This is a genomic window from Methanoculleus nereidis (genome assembly GCF_032944295.1).
Taxonomy (GTDB): domain Archaea; phylum Halobacteriota; class Methanomicrobia; order Methanomicrobiales; family Methanoculleaceae; genus Methanoculleus; species Methanoculleus nereidis.
Window position 1 is genome coordinate 182,670 of record NZ_JABFFQ010000003.1, and the last position, 16,909, is coordinate 199,578.

The window sequence follows — 16,909 nt, forward strand, 5'->3', positions numbered from 1 at the left end:
CGAGTTCACTCAGGTCTGCCGGCAGTCCCGTCACGGGTGTTCGGCGGCTCCTGCATCGGGACAGTGGTAGCGTCCTCGATGGCGAGGAGGATCATCTCCCCCGATGCAGCAGGAGCACGGAGTTGCCGCGCGTTCAGGCGCATCGTGCGGCGCCCGATCCCGGGGAAGGTGTGGTCGAGGATCAACCCCTCGAACTGCGTCTCCCGGGGCAGGATCTCCTCGAGAAGGTGGCGAAGTTTGGGGATGTCCCACTGTTTGTTGCCCAGCGCATAGAGTTTTCGCCCCTCCGTCTCCCCGGGCGTTGTCTGGAACATCTCGTAGAACGAACGGTTGGCGGATACAACCTTCAGGTCGGCGTCGAGCACGATCAGGGCTTCGCGGATGGTGCTGATGATGCTCTCCGCGTAGGCGGTGCTCTCCTGGAGGGACTGCTCCAGGCGCTTGATCCGGGTGATATCCACGAACGTGATCGCCACCCCATCAATCCGGTTGTCCGAGGTCCGGTAGGGAAGGATGCGCATGAGGTACCAGTCTCCATTCGTGATCTGCACCTGCTTTTCCCTGATCGCCAGGGTATCCAGCACCTGACGGGCTTCCCTGAAGATTGAATTCCCGTCCTGGACATTCGTGCCCAGGTCCGTAACCGGACGGCCGACATCCGACGGAATCAGGTTGACGATCCGGGTGGCGGGTTCGGTGAACCGCCGCACCCGGAGTTCGGTGTCGAGGAAGACCATACCAATCTCGGTGCTCCTCAAGAGCGTGGCCATATCGTCCGTGGTCTGCGTGAGCTGGATGATCTTTGTCTGGAGTTCGGCGTTCACCGTGATGAGTTCCTCGTTTAAGGACTGGAGTTCCTCTTTGCTCGTGGTCAGCTCCTCGTTGGTGCTCTGGATCTCCTCGTTGGTGCTCTGCAGTTCCTCGTACATGGACTTCATCTCTTCCTGCGAGGCCTGCATTGCTTCCATCGTATTATTATGCTGTTCCCGGCATTGGGCGAGTTCCTGCTCTAACTCCTTCCATGCTGCATCCTCAAGGTTCGTGCCGCTGACCTCTGCCCGGGGTGGGCCGCTCTGTTCCTCCTCGCTCTCCTCGAAGGTAACCATCAGGAGGTCTCCCGTGGCGGGAGGGCGCCGGACCGGCCGCACGGTTACCGTGACCTTCCGGGCCCCCCCGTCCCTGATCGTGATCTCACTGCCGGTCACATCCGTTTTCTTGTGGATCGCGGCCTGGATGGCGGTCGCGATCTGGTACCGGAATTCTTCCCGTACCATGGTGAAGATGTTCAGGTCCGCCTTTCCCGTCGGCATCTCGAGGTATTTCCCGGTCCGGCCGTATACGTAGAGAATGTCGCCGTTCTCGGTGATGACCACTGCAGGTGGTGCGTAATACTTAAGCAACTCCTGCTGGGTAAGGGTGCCGACCGGGATCGCCGTTTGGGGCTGCAGACTGCGGGCCCTGCCCGTCGTCTCAGGCAGGCTCCAGCTGCCCGGGAGCCCGATCTGCTGGATGGTGGTCGACCCGTCCCCCCTGGCGACGAAGATCTTGTTCTTTGTATCGACAGCCGAAAACAGGTCCGAGTGCTCGCCGATGGTCTCCGCTGCACCGAGGAAGAGGATCCCCTCCGGGTTCAGCGCGTAGTGGAAGAGCGGGATCAGGCGCCTCTGGATCTCGGGTGAGAGGTAAATGAGGAGGTTCCGGCAGGAGAGTACGTCCAGGCGGGTGAACGGCGGATCGGAGATGACGTTCTGGACGGCAAACACGACGGTCTCCCGGATCTCCGGCCGGACCCGGTACGAATCGCCTTCTGAAACGAAGAAACGTTCCAGCCGCTCGGGAGAAACGTCCGCGGAGATATTGGCGGGATACCTTCCGAGGCGTGCGGTCTCGACGGCATCCGCATCCAGTTCGGTTGCGAAGATCTGGATCCGGAGGTCCCCATGCCGCTGGAGTGCATCCAGCGTCTCATGGAGGGCAATCGCCATGCTGTAGGCCTCCTCGCCGGTGGAGCACCCCACGATCCAGACCCGGAGCGTCTCCCCGTGGGACCGGGAACTGATCAGGTCGGGGAAGACCGTCTCCTGGAGAACCTGCCAGGCATCCGGATCTCTGAAGAACTGGGTGACCCCGATGCGCAGTTCTCTGGCAAGGGTCTTCACCTCGTCAGGGTTTTCCCGGAGATACAGGATATAGTCTTCAATCCGGGCGATCTGGTGCAGGCCCATCCGCCGGTCAATCCGACGGACGATGGTGTTACGTTTGTAGAAGGTGAAATCCTGACCGGTATGGGTACGGATGAGCGCGAAGATCTTCGTGAGGGAGTTCTCCATCTGCCCGGTGTGCGGGCGGGGTTCCCGCGGAACCCTTGCCTGGTGCTGGACATAGTCGATGAGCAGATTCGGTAGCTCCTCTACCGGAGCGCTATAGTCTACGAGTCCGGTTGCGAGGACAGACTGCGGCATGGCACCGAATTTTGCCGTACCCGGCTCCTGGACCATCACCATGCCCATGTGTTCTTTCAGCGCTCGCACGCCCAGGCTCCCGTCGCTCCCCATACCGGAAAGAACGATCCCTACCGCCCGTTCCTCCTGGTCCTCGGCAAGCTGGCGAAAGAAGGTGTCGATCGGCAACCGCAACCCCTGGTGCAGGGCCTGCTCGATCAGGGTGAAGGTGCCGTGCAGGATGAAGAGATCGACATTCGGCGGGATGATGTACACGGTATCCGGCTTGGCACGCATGTCGTCTTCGATCTTCACGACGGGCAGGGTTGTGGACCGCTGGAGGATCTCGGGAAGACTGCTCGGCTGATCGGGGGCCTGGTGCGTGACCACCACGTACGCGATGCCGGTTGTGCGCGGGACGTGAGCAAAAAACGCTTCCAGGGCCACCAGGCCGCCGGCAGATGCCCCGATCCCGGCGATGGCAACCGGGGATCCTTCCGTTGCCGCGGCCGGTGTCTCCTCTTCACGGAGGTTTTCTACCGGGGTCCTGCCTGCACTTTTCGATTGTTCTGGTTCTCCCATTACCTCTTCCTCATTGTGTTGGTTTACCGTGCGTGGTCGTCCTCACGCGCCGGCCCGCTATGAGGATCTATAACTCCGGGGGCTGGCCCAATGCACGACCGTTTATGGATGCACACGCCGTGCGGCATGCCTCTTGGTATACCGCAGGAACGCCCCACATGATTGATCATCGATCACTATTCTTGATTAACTTTCGTATGGGGAGCCCGTGCTCTTCAATCCTTATTCTGGCGATTACGGGTTTTTCCACGGTGGCGTTGTTAGCCAAAAATATAATTCCCGGGTTGTTCGAGGAGAACTCTCAACTGTTTTGCGCGGCCTCCCTGAGCGTGAACACAAACGCTGCTCCCTCTTCAGGGTGCCCTGGCACCCGATCCTCGACCCAGATCGTCCCGCCGTAGCGGGCAGCAAGCATCCGGCAGATCGAGAGACCGAGGCCCTGGCCGCTCTCCCGGCCCTCCCCCTGCTCGAACCGGGAAAAGATGGCTTGCTTTGCCTCGTCCGGAACCCCCGGGCCGGTGTCGGCGACGGTGACGAGGAGAAACCCGTCCTCTTCGGCATCATCGACGGTTATGGTGACCTCGACATCCGGCCCGCCGTGTTTTGCAGCGTTGGCGATGAGGTTCGTGAAGAGTTCGGGCAGGAGGTCGTCGGCGAGTATCGTCACGCCCAGTTCCTCATACGCGATGCGTGTATCCGGATGGTGCGCGATCTCTTCCCGGATCACCCGGTCGAGGTCGACCGGGTGAAGCGCCGTCCGGCTCTCGCGGATCCTGCGGATCGTGGCGACGTTCACCGTGATCTCGATGCTCTTTCTGATGCCGGCCCGGAGTTTCTGCAGGTACTCCCGCTCCTCCCCGGAGAGCTTCTCGTCGAGCAAGTCGGCGTAAATGCTCGTGACGTTGTCGGCATTCCGGATGTCGTGGGTGAGGATATCGAGGTAAAGGTTCGCCTCCCGGTTCGCCGCCTCGAGCCGGTCGTAGAGCATCCCACGGAGGACCCCGGCCCCGACCTCCCGGCCGACCGCTTCGAGGATCCGACGGGTCTCCTGCGGGATCTCCTGTCTCTCGGTGCTCCCGAGCACGAGCGCCCCGACGACCGAGGACTCGGCCACGAGCGGGATGAAGGCCAGGGATGCAACGCCGAAGTCCGCGAGTACGTCACGCTCCTGGCTTCCCGCGTCATCCGTTTCCTCGACGAACCAGGGCTGACCAGCGACAAAGACCCGGTTGTAGGGCCAGTGGTGGACCTTGAGGGTCTGGTTCTGCATCAGGGCGAATTCGGATGCCCCGCGGTAGCACCGGATGCCGGCGTGCACCCGGTCCCTTCCCTCCAGCATGTAGATCAACCCGACGTCGAACCCGAGGTTATCGAGGACTGCGTCAAGCGTATTATCGAGCAGCTCGTCAAGGGTGAACGCGGATGCCGATGCGGTGATGACCGCGTTTAAGACGGCAAGCCTCCTGTTCCGAATACGGACCTCTTCCTCGGCCCGTACCCGCTCCGTGACGTCGGCAAGCGAGAAGACCAGTCCCTGGACGTCTCCCTTCGCATCCTTCACCGGCACGAGGCTCCAGTCCCAGAAGGTCTTCCCGCGTTCAGGCTGGTCAACGTACGCAAACGGCTTTGCGTATATCCGGAATGCCTCCCCGGTATCCCGCACCCGCTGAAAGATTGCCTGGTTCTCCGGATCCGGGAAGAGGTCGAAGTGGCCTCGCCCGAGAAGGTCCTCCTTCGCATGCCCGGAACCTTCTGCATAGGCCGTGTTCACGCGGACGAACCGGAAATGGGGATCGAGGTAGGCGAGGTGGACGTCGGTGTACTCCATGACCGTCCGGAGGAGGTCGCGTTCTTCCGCGAGGTCGGCCGCGAGCGACTGGTTCTCGGCGAGCAACTGCTCCCGCTCTGCGTCCACCTGAACTCTTCGGGTAATATCCCGTGCGAGCCACCGGATCTCCGTAAGGCCGCCCCGGTCGTCCCGGACGGCGGTGGCCGAGAGGGAGACCGGGATGGGCTCCCCGGCCGCCGGCTGCACCCGGACCTCGATCCCCCGCAGGGGGCCGGGGACCCCGCTCTTGAATTGGGCGACGAGGTCACGGCAGGCCTTCCTGTCCCCGGGGACGATGTGATCGGTGGCGGCTGTCCCGATCAGGCTTTGCCGGTCTCTCGCGAGAAGGAGGGCTCCCGCCTGGTTCACGTCGAGGATCATCCCTTGCGGGTCGCAGACGAAGTAGCCGTCGGGGGCGAGGTCGAAGAGTTCCCGGTAGCGGTTTCGCTCCTGCTCGAGACGGTGGTAGTTCTCCTCGCTCTCCTTCCTCGCGGTGATATCGCTGACGAGGAGGAGCACTGTGCCACTATCCGGAACCCGGACCGAGCAGGTCACCCACCGGTCGGGGGCAATCCGGCATTCCAGCCTGGAGAGCGGTTCCCTGTTCCGGAGCGCCGCGAGAAGCTGCCGGGCCGCTCCCGCATCAGTGATGATCGGTGCAAGATGGGTGCGGACGAGCGCCATCCCGTCCGCCCCGGTGAGATCCCTGTTGTCCGGCAGCGTGAGCAGGCTCCGGAAGACCCGGTTGACCCGTACCACTCTTCTGTCGGAATCAAGCAGGAGCACGCCGTCCTCGAGTTCGTCGAGGGTGGCGCGTGGAAAGGGCAGTTCATTGGATACTGGTGTGGAAGACATGGTACGTTCGGCCGTTCTGCGTATCCGGGGTGGAACCTGATCGACAGTAAACTTTGGCATGGGGTATTCCGGAAGGAGCCAGTCCTGGAGAGGCCGATATCTCCGGTTGTGCATGAAGATGTTACGGTCTGTTCATGGAGTGGGCATACCCTGCGGGGGATAAATTTATATGATTTCGCGCATATGAGTACTATGTTACAACGAGGTGAATGAAAATGCCAGGATTTGATGGTACCGGGCCCCAGGGTATGGGGCCGATGACCGGCCGGCGCATGGGCAGGTGCGTCCTGCCGCCGCAGCCGCCTGCAGAAGGCAGCCCTGCCGGAGAAACGAACGAGACCACCCAGCAGCCCCCGGTTCAGCAGCAGCCGGTTTATGGCCTTGGAAGAGGCGGAATCCCATACGGGTGCGGCCGTGGCCGCGGCTTCGGCGGCGGACGCGGACGTCGATGGTGAACGGCCGGTGCAGGCCGTCCCGGCCTGCTCAGTGCGCTCTTCGTGGTGCACAACGTTCGAAAACCCGATGAGGTGCAGTGAGAGTATGGCAGCGGTGATTGATCCGGACCTCTGCACCGGGTGCGCGACCTGTGTGGACGTCTGCCCGGCTGCAGCGATCTGGATGGAAGACGGGAAAGCAAACGTTGATCCCGGGTTCTGCATCGACTGCGGGGCCTGCATCGCTGAGTGCCCGTCCGGCGCGATTCATCTTGAATAGTGTCGACCGGACGAAAAACTCTTTTTGCGTAATTTATGCACTCCGACCCAACCTGCATGCACTAACCCTGTTGCGAAACCCGGGTATGGGGTGGGTCCACACCGGGTTGGGGTATGATCTGAAGAGCAGTGGGGTAGCCGGTCCCACATCGTAAGGAGCTCGGTGGTACGTGCAGACGAGGTTTGCCGCGCCGGCCTGTGGTTACCAGCACCGCCACCCGCGGCCCCTGCCCCCGCCGAAGCCACGACCCCGGCCGCCACCCCGGGGGACCCCTCCCCGGCCGAGACCGTAGACCTGTCCGGGGTAGGGTGAGTACGGTACGCGGTAGCCCCACATGGGCGGCCACTGCCTCCGTGCGGCGGGGTTGCAATAGCCGAACCCGCCGCCGGTCATCGGGCCCTGCCCTCCCGGCCCTGTGCTGTCAAATCCTGGCATGGTTCACCTCCTTGCAGGTGGACTTCCACCCGCTATTATTGCTCATATGTGTATAATTAGATAAATAGATCTATCAGGGCAGGTGTCGGTATTCCGGGCGTTGCCTGACGGAATAGCCCGGCACAGGGAATGCCCGGCTCGTCCGGGTAGCAATGAACGCCGGTCAGTTTCGGACCTGGACCGGCCATCTATCAGCCCGGTGCCTGCCCGGTCCGGAGCACTTGCTTATGCGGGAGGCTCAGCGCCGTCTCACCGTCTCCGGCTGAGAAAAGATCTATCCCCTGCTCCCGGGGTCCGGCAGGGCGTTTCGCGCTTCGCGGGCAAAAGCGCGTGCCCTTTCCGGGTTGCGAACCCCGTTCTTCTTGACGCCGGTATGCACATCGACCCCGTACGGGCGGACCTTTCGTATCGCCTCGCTCACGTTCTCCGGCGTGAGTCCTCCTGCAAGTATCACGGGAACTGCCGAGTTTGCCACAATTGCTGCACTGATGTCCCAGTCGTGAGGAATCCCGGTTCCCCCGAGCTTCTCCGCCGTTCTGGTGTCGAGGATGAGCGCATCGGCATAGGGCTCATAGTGTTTTCCCATCTTGATTGCCGATTCGTCCGTTACATGAACGGCTTTCAGGATCGTTACGTACGGGAGAGCATCGCGGATAACGTCCATTTCGGACGGTTTGATGGTGTTCTGGATCTGCAGCGTCGTGCAGTGTGAGTCTCTCACCAGCGTAATGAGATCTTCTGTTTCCTGCAGATGGGTGACCGCGACCGGTTCGATGAACGGCGGGAGATGGCGGATCATCTTCGCAGCCTCCGTCGGTGTTATAAAATCGCTGCTTTGATGGGTCACGCCCATGATGAATCCCAGGGCGTCGCAGCCCGCATCGGTTGCACACCGCATATCCGCAAGGCTGGCCGTTCCACAGAATTTGACGCGCATTAGATTCTCTCTGTCGTTATGGCAGATAGGTATTGCAGGCGTGCCGGGGAAGCGATGTGAGAGAAGGCATCAGAAAAGGTGCTCGAAGTGCCCCCGCCCGGATTTGAACCGGGGACAACCAGATCTTCAGTCTGGCGCTCTCCCAGTCTGAGCTACAGGGGCTTCTGCCTTACAGTGTTGTCGGTCGTCCCTAATAAATTCTGTGCTTCCTGGACAGACAGCCTCCCACGCCGGGCAGCAGCACGGCAACGGAATCCGAACCGTCTGTTTATCACGTTGTACATCGATGTAAAGGAACAATGGGCCGAAACAATAAGAAGCCGGATAACCGGGGGACGAACCTTATGCAGGCGCTCTCCGGGAGGACACAGGCCGTCGTGCATCTCACGCACAACGACCTCGATGCCGTCGGGAGCGACGCCATCCACCGGAGGAAGTACGGGGACGTCTTCACCGTCTGGGCTTCGGTCGGCAAGTTCCTCTCCCTCTTCGACGCGGTGGCCGGCTCCCCCGGGCGGGGCGATCTCCTCAGCATATCCGATATCGGCTATCAGCAGGGCGTCGAGCAGAGGCTGGCGAAGGCGCGCTCCAACGGGTGGCGGATCGAGTGGCGCGATCACCACCGCTGGAAGGACGAGGAGGTCCGGGCCGTCGAGAAGAAGACGAGCCTCCTCCACATCGATGTTTCCACCTGCGCGACCGGTATCGTCGCACGCGACCTCGCCCCCGGTGATGCGGTGGCCGAAGAGATCGCGCGGGTCGTCTGCGACTACGACCTCTGGAAGCACCAGGATCCCCGGTCGAAGATGCTCGGCCAGGTGGTGATGCGGAAGGGCTGGCGGGAGTACGTCCGCGACAACCTCGTCCGCGGCACGATCATCGATGCGAAGGTCGAGAGCGAGTACGCCGGGATCGTCCGCGAGATGGAGCGCGACATCAAAAAGAGCCTTCGGCACACCACGATCATCGCCGACGGCCGTTACCGGATCGCATTCGCTCCCCTCTACGGCTACCCGAGCGAGACCGCCCACACCATCCGCGAGGAACTCGGCACCGATATCGAGGTGGTCGTCTCCTCAAACGGCCGCATCTCCATCAGGTCCGTCCCCCCTGTCAGCCACATCATCGCCCGGGAGTTCTCCGGCGGAGGGCATCCCCACGCAGCCGGAGGCACGTTCTCGTTCACCCTCCTCGACCGGCTCCTCTTCTGGCTCGTGAAACGGAACCGGCATTACCGCCGCCTGGCGGAGAAGGCGGAGTCTATCGAGGAATGAACGCCCGCTCGACCAGGCTCTTCCAGTAGTCCGGGCAGTCGTCCTCGCAGTAGCCGCCGACCTCGAGCATATCCGGGTCGGCGAGTTCGGCCGCCGCTGCGAGATTATTTTCCTCCGCATCGAGCAAGATCAGTTTTTTGACGCGGAACTGTTCCATCAGGTCCGCTGCCCGGCCGAGGCCGTGGGCCGGGAGGATGAGGTCGCCCTGGTACTCGAGCAGCAGCTCGAGGTCAAAGGTCTCCGGGTTTTTGGGGAAGAAGACGATCTTTCTTGACGCGAGCACCTCCAGTTCGATCTGGTCCGCCCGGTCCGCGACCAGAACATGCCCCCGCACGCCTGCATCCCGCATCTCCCGTGCAAGGCGGGCGTAAGCGGTCGCGATCGTCTCAGAGAACTCTTCCTCATCGCCGATATAGCCGTCCCGGAACCCGAGCATGTGCGGGGCCGGAAGGGAGAACCTGGCGTCCTTTCGCCTTGTGCAGACAAGGTGCGCATCCGCCGCCACGACGGACGGGTCGATGCCCGGCTCGTCGACGAGCACCCCGTCCGCCATACCCTGGAAGGCCGCGCTCAACCGCTCGCCGTAGAAGAGGCCGCCGGCTGCGGGCACCGCCACCCCTTCCTGGGCATCGAGCGAGCGCTCGAGCCGGTAGGTCGTGAGGTCCGCCTCCTTCCCCCGTTTTCCTTTCAGCCACTCCGCGAGTTCCGGAACTTCGGGCACCCCAACCTCGGAGCCGAAGGACCGGACCGGTATCGTGATCCGTCGTGCCATGCGCTGGTGTCTTTATTAGCATCGCAACCAGAGTAGATAAGGATGAGTGGTAAGCCGTTACTGGTAACGTGCGGGCTCCCGTACACGAACGGTCCCTGCCATATCGGGCATCTGCGGACCTACGTGCCGGCGGATTTTTACGTGCGGTATATGCGCCGGGCCGGGGAGGAGGTCGTCTTTGTATGCGGTTCCGACAACCACGGAACCCCGATCGTGATCAGCGCCGAGCAGGAGGGCTCGACCCCCCGCGCCCTCTCGGAGCGCTATCATCAGCACTTCTACGATACGTTCCGGCGGATGGACGTCGTCTTCGACCGGTTCGGCATGACCGACGATACCATGAACCGCGAGACCACGCAGTCGATCGTCGAGCGGCTTATCGAGAACGGCTACGTCTACGCAGAGACCGTCAGCCAGAGTTACTGCCCGGACTGCGAGCGGTTCCTTCCCGACCGCTACGTGGAGGGGATCTGCCCCCACTGTGGGGCAATCGCCCGGGGCGACGAGTGCGACCAGGGGTGCGGGCAGCACCTCGAGCCCGGCGAGATCAAGGATGCGATCTGCAAGGTCTGCGGTGGGAAGGCGGAATATCGCGAGCAGGAGCACTACTTCTTCAAACTCTCGGCGTTCCGGGAGTTCCTCCTCGACTACCTCCCGGCCCTCCGGGGCACGTCCACCGCCCGGAACTACGCCCTCGGGTGGGTGAAGGAACTCCTGCACGACTGGTGCATCACCCGGACGCTCGACTGGGGCGTCAAATTCCCCGGGCGCGACGACCTCGTCGTCTACGTCTGGGTCGACGCGCCTATCGGCTATATCTCGTTCACGAAGGAATGGGCGGAGGCTGCCGGCGCCGACTGGAAGGACTACTGGTGCGGCGACGATACCCGCGTCACCCACTTCATCGGCGGGGACATCATCTACCACCACTGCATCTTCTGGCCGGCGCTCCTCAAGGGCGCAGGATACGGCCTCCCCTACGCGGTGGTCGCGAGCGGCATGGTCACAATTGAAGGGAAGAAGTTCTCGAAGTCACGGGGCTACGTCGTCTGGACGAATGACGACTACCTTGATGTGGGTCTCCCGGCTGACTACCTCCGCTACTACCTCCTCTCCTACACGAACCACACCAAAGAGCTCGACTTCTCCTGGAAGGTCTATGCCGAGCGGGTGAACAACGAGATCGTCGGGACGCTCGGGAACTTCATCTACCGGACGATGTACTTCGCCGAGAAGGAGTTTGCCGGCGTTCCCGACCTCGCCCCCCGGCCGGAGGTCATCGAGGAGATCGAGCGGTCGCTCGCCGGAATCGACGCCCTGATGCGGGACTACGACTTCAAGAACGCTGTCGATTCGATGATGGCGCTCGCGTCGTTCGGGAACGCCTACATCCAGAACAACGCCCCCTGGAAGCTGATCAAGGAGGACCGGGCCGCAGCAGAGCAGGTGATCGCCGACTGCCTCCAGATCGTCAAGGCGCTCGTCCTCGTCTTCGAACCGCTGATGCCTGACGCGATGCAGCGGGCCTGGACGATGCTCGGCTACGAGGACGATATCGCGGACCACGCGATCGCCGAGGCCACGGCGCCGGTGGGGGCACGGCCGCTCGAAAAACCCTCTACCCTCTTTACGAAGGTCGAGAAAGACCAGGTCGCCACCCTCGAGGCGACCCTCAACGAGCGGGTAGAGAAGGCAAATGCGGCCGCCGAACCGAAGATGCCCACCATCTCCATCGAGGAGTTCGCCAACCTCGATATCCGGGTCGCAAAGGTCGTCTCGGCCGAGCCGATCAAGGGCTCAAAGAAACTCTACAAACTGGTCGTCGACCTCGGCGGTGAGAAACGCCAGGTGGTCAGCGGGATCGCCCAGTTCTACACCCCCGACGACCTGGTGGGGAAAGACGTGGCGCTGATCGCAAACCTTGCTCCGGCCAGGATCTTCGGGGTCGAGAGCCGGGGGATGATCCTCGCCGCCGGCGACGAAGCCTCCCTCCTTGTCCCCCTCCGGCCGGTCACTCCGGGGACGAAGGTTCGGTGACCGGGACAACCCGGTCAATCCTGGTTTTCATCAGATCCGGATCGTAGACGACGACCCGCCAATCACCGCCGGGAGTAAACGGGCGGACGCCGGGGTGGTGGGTGTCCGTAAAGACCAGATCCGGCACGTCGGTGATCCAGTAGCCGGACGCCGTCCGCTCGTCCGTAGGAAGATAGAAGACATATGCAGCCTGCCCGTCGGAGAGGTTCGTGTTCTCAAGGACCGCGGTCTCGACGGTCCTGAAGATCCCATCAGGATCGGTGAGGTAGACCCGGCATTTTGCGAGATCGATCGGGTTTGTGGTGCCCGAGATGCGCAGCACCGGAACCCCGGCGTAACCGGCGACGGCCTCGACCGGGCCGGCGGGGCTGGTTTTTGGGAGGGAAAGCCCCGCACCTTCTCCCGGCGAGAGAAGAATCGCGGCTACGACGGTCATCAGCACCGTTGCTATGGTGACGGCACAGATCGTAGCCATTTCGGTAGATATGGCCCCCCCTTTCACGAGCAGCCATTGGGTAGCCCCCTGTATTTGAAACTATGGGTGGAGCGGTGCGAGGTGGGGATGAGCGGCCAGCAGAGGCACGTTTCAAAAGAGCGAGGGAATTGGTCAGGATGCTCTAGAGCCGGTCGAGCGCTTCTCTCCCTGTCATGCCGACGGCAACGCCACGCTCGCGTGCATACCTGTTCGCCCCCTTGATCTCGCCGCGGAGGAGGTCCTCGACGGTCTCGATCGAGGATGCGCCTCCCGCAGGTTTGACACGCGCTGCAGGGTATCCGAACTTCTCGAGCGCATCGACGTCAAACGCGCCGCAACCGACCATACCCGTATCGGTCACCACCGCCACGAGGTTTGCCGGGCCGAGGGGTATGACGTACCCGACGGCATCTTTTCCGGTCAGTCTGACCGTTTCGTGCTCCATGGGATGTAGTAGGCCATCCGCCGCCATCAACCTCGCGGTTCGGGTCGGACAGGTGCGTTAGCCGGAATCTCTCGGAATTCAACGGGTTATGAGGGATTTGAGCCTCCGGCATCCGGATCCCGTATGAAAAATAGATCATCATGTTCAGGGCAGTGGCGGCTCCGGCGCCTTTCGTCAGATCTCCCGCCGGATCCAGGCCTCGATGAGCGCCCGCGAGATGCTCTCCACCGATGGAACGGGGGGCAGAGTGTCGCGGGTGAACCAGCCGGCGGCTTCAATCTCCTGGTTGTCGATCCGGATCTCTCCTCCGGCATGATCTGCGACAAAGCCGATCATGAGCGAATCGGGAAACGGCCAGGGCTCGCTCCCGAAGTACCGGAGGTTTCGCACCGCAATGCCGACCTCCTCGCGGACTTCGCGGTGGACGGTCTGCTCGAGGTTCTCGCCGGGCTCATTGAAGCCGGCGATGACCGCGAAGACCCCCTGCGGGAAGCGGGGGGAACGGGCGAGCAGGACCTCCTCCCCCTTCTTGATCAGCACGATGATGGCGGGGGAGATCCGGGGGTAGACGATGCGGCTGCAGGCCGTGCAGATCCGTGCCCGCTCGGTCGTGAGCGGGCGGGTCTTTGCGCCGCATCTGCCGCAGAAGGCGGTCGACCGGTCGAAGTCAAGGATCCGCACGGCGTAGGAGGCAACGGCCATGTCGCTCTCCGGAACCCTTCCGGAGAGTTCCCGGACCGGTGACGGCTGCCAGCCGTCCGGCGGTGCGGCATGGGGAGGGACCTCGACTGCGTAGTAGATGGTGTCGCCGCGGGTGCCGAGGTACACCGGCGCACCGCACGCGAGACCGGCGGGGAGCGGGTCCGGCATGAGAACGGTGCCGGGTGCCGGATTGCTCGTGAAGAGCACGGAACCGCTCTGGACCAGGATCCAGCGCTTCCGTGCAGGCGACGGGTCCTCCGGTTCCGGGTAGACGGGGAAGAGAGGGTGGACTGCGTAGAACGGACGGTGTTCCATATGTATATCCTCAGTATGCGTCCCTGGAAGATATCCTCATTGCCGGTACGGGTCTCCTCATTGCGGGAAGTATTCCGGGTCCTATCGCTGGCCGTAACGCGTATGAAGGCGCACCGATGCGCCTTTAGCCGGCCAGGGTTTCGCCGATACAGCATTATTAGGGCAGTTCTTGATACACGCACAGAAGGTGATGCATGGTTTCGTATCGATCGAGGTATTGTCTCCGGATCGATGGCGCCGGCAGGGCATCCCTCCGCAGAGATCCACCACTGGATACACGCATCACTGCCCTGGCGCAATAGCCACATAATGTCTCCCGGCCTGTCGATGCGCTGATTACGGAAAGCGTAGCCGTGATCCGCCCCGGACGTATTCTTTTTACGGCAAAACGGATCTCAAAAACGACGGGCCTGGGGGGATTCGAACCCCCGACGTCCGGGTTAGAAGCCCGGCGCTATGTCCTGGCTAAGCCACAGACCCCTGTGGTATTCCCATACATTTTGGTCGCCCGGGGTTATTAACCCTTTGAGGGCCAGGGTCGGCTCAAGCTCTGTTGGAACGTCGCAGCTCGCACCTGACGGTGCTCATGCTCCTGCCGCTCGCGATGCTCACGCCAGTTGCACAGAAAAAGAGAGAGCGTATCAGCCGGCCCGGTAACACGCCGACCGGATGACCTCGACTTTGGTCGGATCACCCCACTTCCGCCCTTCGACGTCGCGGGCGATGGTCGTTCCCCGGAACTGGACCTTGATCCGGGCCGACATCCGCTCCCGCTCCTCGAAGAAGAACGGGTTGGCGACCTCGATCCGTTTCATGCTGATGTTGAGGACAAGGAGGTCGACCATGATCCCCGGATCGCCGGGCGAGAGGTCTTCCTCGTTGACCGACGTCACGAAGATGCACTCCCCCGGGGCGGTCTCGGTCAGCGTGATGATGTTGTGGGCGCTGTTCAGCTCGAGGGTGCGGGCCTTGCCGCTCTTGAGTTCGGCAATGACCGACGGCGAGATTCCGGTTAACGCTGCATACTTCATGGCCATCACCCGTACATAGGCAGCTGCTCTCTCCGCGGTTGAGCCTCGGTTTTCTGCACCTGCTCGGCGATCTGGGACATCGCCGCCTCGATCTCGACCGCCTGCTCGAGCAACGGCTGGATGTCCAGGTTGAGGTTGTAGATCTTGTTCAGGACCTCAATCGTGGCCGCAGAGGATCGCGGGTCGGGTGTATTCACCGTCTCACCGAGCAACCCCATCCCCGGGATGCCCCGCGTCTTGCACTCCGTGAGGATGCTTGCCGCGACACCGGAGATGCTTCCCATGGGGAGGATGATCGTCTGGTCCTCGAGGCGTTGCAGCACCCCGCTGCTGGTCGCAACCCCGAAGACCCTTTTTTCCGGTTCATTCGTGATGATCCCTGCAATCGTAACAATCTCTCTGACGTCGAACCGGGTGAGCCAGTCCATGATGCCGTTTGCCACCTCGTAGCAGATCGCCGGGTGGATGGGGACGTCTGAGACGACTGCGGCGAGGTGATCCTTCTCGTAGAGACGCACAGGAGCGTTAATCACGCCCTTCGACATAAGGGCGACCGGCGGGAAGTATTTGCTCGTGATCGACCCAATTTGTTCGAAATCCATCTGTTCGACAAGATATTGCAGCGCAATACTCCCGACGAGTCCGCTGCCGGGGAACCCGATCAGCACCGTTTTTTCGGCGCCGGCGAGCGCTCTGGATATGACCTTTATATCGTCCATGGGATCAATCACTCACTCCTGGATTAGTTTAACATAGTTGGATGTCCCTTAAAAATATTATGCAGGAATACCAGATCAAGCGCGGATACACGAAACAACTCACAGAGTCCATGATCCAGGGTCTCCGCGACCAGTTCGGGGCCGAACCTGCGGTCTCGGAGGACGGTCACTACACCATCACCTACGGAGCGCTCCTGCGTCTTGAAGTCTGGTCCGGTTCAGGAGGCAAGACCCTGGTCGTCGACACCGAGGCGAACAAAAGCGCCGATGACGAGACGATCATCGACACCAACCGCCGGTTCCGGAACTACCTCCAGCAGGTCACCGGGTATACAGCGAAAGAGCGGGCGAAGAAGGCCCAGCAGGCCTTGAAGGGGAAAGAATAACCGGATTTTCTCTTCGGAGGGGTATCTCTTTTTTTTGCGGGCTATAACTCCGCATTCCTATTTTCGGTGCAGCGAGGGAGGTGCTCCTGCCGTTCTGATGTCGTTGCTTGTACTTGTACGTAGGTCATCTCCCGCTTCAGTTCTCTGGCGGGGTACACAAACCCATGCACGGCTTTCCAGTGGCTATCGCCACGCACTGCCCCCGCCCCTCAGGGGCGGGGGAGGAGGCCGGAGGCCGGGAGGGGTGGGGGTTACAGATCCGGGGTTCACGGGGTGCAAGAAAGCCCCCGGCTTTAGCCGTGGGGAGTGTCAAAACTATCCTCGTATGAGGTGGAGACAGGGGAGGGGGCATGCCCCCTCCCCGTCAGCCCCTCCCCCTGTGGCGATACCCCCACGGTCCAGTGCATCGGGTTTTTCTCTTGCTTCGGTTGTTTCAATTAGCACATGAACGAAGTCTTCATCCCTATCGAAGATTCCTGCCCCTGTTCTACTCGAGAACGGGCCTGAACCTTGGACGAAACGCGCAAAAAGGGCTAAAAAAGGGCTTTGTTGAAACGCCACCTGTTTGTTCTGGATAGCCGCATTCCGGGGCACGGCTTTCCCCCGGGTATCGCCATGACTGCCCCCGCCCCCGGGGCGGGGGAGGAGCGCGAAGCGCGGGCGGGGTGGGGCCGGTGAAATGTGCGAATCGTTGCGTGAGACCGGGGCGGGGAGCCCCACCCCCATGGCGATAGCCGTCACGGTCCACGGCATGCGGAGATGCCCGAGAAAAAAGGTCGCCCCGGGGATAGCCGGGTCCGGCACCGGCCTCAGCAGGATAGGAAGACCAGAATAGGGTTTACCATGAAAAACTGATCCTGGGGTGATTCCTCATCCTCCTGGATCAAAGAGTCCTCGTTTCTGCACCACATATCCCGCCTGTACCAGAATCTCAATCATTTGCTCAATCGTTTTGTGTGTC

16 protein-coding genes and 2 tRNA genes are annotated in these 16,909 nt (G+C 61.9%); 6 read left to right on the top strand and 12 right to left on the bottom strand.

Translation table 11 applies throughout. The features are described from left to right. Positions 1-5: 5 nt before the first annotated feature. Together HL657_RS06415 and HL657_RS06420 are read right to left on the bottom strand one after the other, a co-directional pair. The gene (locus HL657_RS06415) at positions 6-3,023 is read right to left on the bottom strand and encodes a CheR family methyltransferase (protein ID WP_317295999.1); all 3,018 of its coding nucleotides are present in this window, start codon (positions 3,021-3,023) and stop codon (positions 6-8) included. Between the two features lie 301 nt (positions 3,024-3,324). After that, positions 3,325-5,766 carry a PAS domain-containing sensor histidine kinase gene (locus HL657_RS06420; RefSeq protein ID WP_317296000.1) on the bottom strand — a complete coding sequence of 814 codons (2,442 nt, stop codon included), beginning with the start codon at positions 5,764-5,766 and terminating at the stop codon, positions 3,325-3,327. Positions 5,767-5,921: 155 nt separating this feature from the next. Between HL657_RS06420 and HL657_RS06425 the strand changes: the two genes are divergently transcribed. After that, complete coding sequence (locus HL657_RS06425; RefSeq protein WP_317296001.1) at positions 5,922-6,161, top strand: DUF5320 domain-containing protein; 240 nt, start codon at positions 5,922-5,924, stop codon at positions 6,159-6,161. A gap of 85 nt (positions 6,162-6,246) precedes the next feature. Further along, on the top strand, positions 6,247-6,420 hold the full coding sequence (locus tag HL657_RS06430; protein WP_317296002.1) for a 4Fe-4S binding protein: 174 nt from the start codon (positions 6,247-6,249) through the stop codon (positions 6,418-6,420). 201 nt (positions 6,421-6,621) lie between these two features. On the opposite strand, the gene HL657_RS06435 is transcribed toward HL657_RS06430, so the two are convergent. From HL657_RS06435 to HL657_RS06445, 3 genes are all read right to left on the bottom strand, one after another. Continuing rightward, positions 6,622-6,855, bottom strand: coding sequence for a DUF5320 family protein (locus tag HL657_RS06435; RefSeq protein WP_317296003.1), 234 nt, complete (start codon positions 6,853-6,855; stop codon positions 6,622-6,624). Positions 6,856-7,129: 274 nt separating this feature from the next. After that, positions 7,130-7,792 carry a phosphoribosylanthranilate isomerase gene (locus tag HL657_RS06440; RefSeq protein WP_317296004.1) on the bottom strand — a complete coding sequence of 221 codons (663 nt, stop codon included), beginning with the start codon at positions 7,790-7,792 and terminating at the stop codon, positions 7,130-7,132. 88 nt (positions 7,793-7,880) lie between these two features. After that, a tRNA-Phe gene (locus HL657_RS06445) sits at positions 7,881-7,954 on the bottom strand. Positions 7,955-8,091: 137 nt separating this feature from the next. Here HL657_RS06445 and HL657_RS06450 point away from each other — a divergent pair. After that, a complete protein-coding gene (locus HL657_RS06450; protein ID WP_317296005.1) occupies positions 8,092-9,066 on the top strand; it encodes a DHH family phosphoesterase in 975 nt (324 codons plus the stop codon). On the opposite strand, the gene HL657_RS06455 is transcribed toward HL657_RS06450, so the two are convergent. Next, entirely contained in the window at positions 9,053-9,838 is a 786-nt protein-coding gene (locus tag HL657_RS06455) for a hypothetical protein (protein WP_317296006.1), read from the bottom strand. The genes HL657_RS06450 and HL657_RS06455 overlap by 14 nt on opposite strands. Before the next feature lie 42 nt (positions 9,839-9,880). Here HL657_RS06455 and metG point away from each other — a divergent pair, with 42 nt between their 5' ends. Further along, positions 9,881-11,875, top strand: coding sequence for a methionine--tRNA ligase (gene metG, locus HL657_RS06460; protein ID WP_317296007.1), 1,995 nt, complete (start codon positions 9,881-9,883; stop codon positions 11,873-11,875). Here metG and HL657_RS06465 read toward each other — a convergent pair. From HL657_RS06465 to HL657_RS06490, 6 genes are all read right to left on the bottom strand, one after another. Beyond that, a complete protein-coding gene (locus tag HL657_RS06465; protein ID WP_317296008.1) occupies positions 11,850-12,350 on the bottom strand; it encodes a hypothetical protein in 501 nt (166 codons plus the stop codon). The two genes, metG and HL657_RS06465, sit on opposite strands and share 26 nt — an antisense overlap. A 142-nt stretch (positions 12,351-12,492) precedes the next feature. Continuing rightward, positions 12,493-12,795: a YunC family protein gene (locus HL657_RS06470; RefSeq protein ID WP_317296009.1), complete on the bottom strand. Its 303-nt coding sequence runs from the start codon at positions 12,793-12,795 to the stop codon at positions 12,493-12,495. A 174-nt stretch (positions 12,796-12,969) separates the two neighbouring features. Beyond that, a complete protein-coding gene (nudC, locus tag HL657_RS06475) occupies positions 12,970-13,812 on the bottom strand; it encodes an NAD(+) diphosphatase (RefSeq protein WP_317296010.1) in 843 nt (280 codons plus the stop codon). A gap of 405 nt (positions 13,813-14,217) precedes the next feature. Beyond that, positions 14,218-14,292, bottom strand: a tRNA-Arg gene (locus tag HL657_RS06480). Positions 14,293-14,453: 161 nt separating this feature from the next. Next, positions 14,454-14,843, bottom strand: coding sequence for a DUF473 domain-containing protein (locus HL657_RS06485; RefSeq protein ID WP_317296011.1), 390 nt, complete (start codon positions 14,841-14,843; stop codon positions 14,454-14,456). Between the two features lie 5 nt (positions 14,844-14,848). Continuing rightward, a complete protein-coding gene (locus HL657_RS06490; protein ID WP_317296012.1) occupies positions 14,849-15,562 on the bottom strand; it encodes a proteasome assembly chaperone family protein in 714 nt (237 codons plus the stop codon). Between the two features lie 59 nt (positions 15,563-15,621). On the opposite strand from HL657_RS06490, the gene HL657_RS06495 reads away from it, so the two are divergent. Together HL657_RS06495 and HL657_RS06500 are read left to right on the top strand one after the other, a co-directional pair. Next, positions 15,622-15,948 (top strand): DUF5611 family protein, encoded by a 327-nt coding sequence (locus HL657_RS06495; protein WP_317296013.1) that lies wholly within the window; start codon positions 15,622-15,624, stop codon positions 15,946-15,948. Positions 15,949-16,627: 679 nt separating this feature from the next. After that, complete coding sequence (locus HL657_RS06500; protein ID WP_317296014.1) at positions 16,628-16,783, top strand: hypothetical protein; 156 nt, start codon at positions 16,628-16,630, stop codon at positions 16,781-16,783. Positions 16,784-16,909: the final 126 nt, after the last annotated feature.